The sequence below is a fragment of the Clostridium guangxiense genome, assembly GCF_021043395.1.
Taxonomy (GTDB): Bacteria; Bacillota; Clostridia; order Clostridiales; family Clostridiaceae; genus Clostridium_S; species Clostridium_S guangxiense.
Genome location: NZ_JAJNKE010000098.1, coordinates 1 through 585, shown reverse-complemented (window position 1 = coordinate 585; position 585 = coordinate 1). Strand labels below are relative to the sequence as shown.

The 585-nt window shown below is 23.6% G+C and carries 1 protein-coding gene; it reads right to left on the bottom strand.

Going from position 1 to position 585, the window contains the following annotated elements; all coding sequences use genetic code 11:
* On the bottom strand, positions 1 to 457 hold a 457-nt coding region (locus LQK79_RS20795; protein ID WP_231017786.1), incomplete at its 3' end, for a hypothetical protein.
* Positions 458 to 585: the final 128 nt, after the last annotated feature.

Genomic DNA, 585 nt, shown 5'->3' with positions numbered 1-585 from the left:
AATTTATATCATTTTCAACTTTTAAAAGTTTATCCCAATTATCTTTGTTTTGAGGATCATTACTTATAAAATGTAAATATTTGAAAGCAGCTTGTTCTTTTTGCCCAATAGTCTTTAATTTTTCAGTTGTTGTTTTATTAGGGTTTGTTGTTATTAAATACAATTTAGATATTGCATTCATAGAACCTTTTACTTTACCTGGAACATTAGCATAAGAAGTAAACTGTAATATATCTGAAGCTGTATGTAAATTTGAAGATAGCTTTGAAAAATAATAAGTTTTAGTACCTTCATCTATCTTGTCATAGTCAACTCCAAAACAAGAATCAGCCGTATCTATGCAGGTTATAAATATATCATTTGCATTTCTTTTTTTTTGGTTTTGAATAGCAATAGAGTATATATTAAATAATAAACTTAGCACTAATAAGATTATTAATAAGTATTTTTTTTTCACTAAATATCATCCTTTTTTCAACGTTATCTTAGTTATAGAATTATTCTTAAATAATATTAATCCGCGAAAGTATAATATTATGTTTATTTTTATGAAAATGTGATATAATATATTTAAAAGAAGCCGTT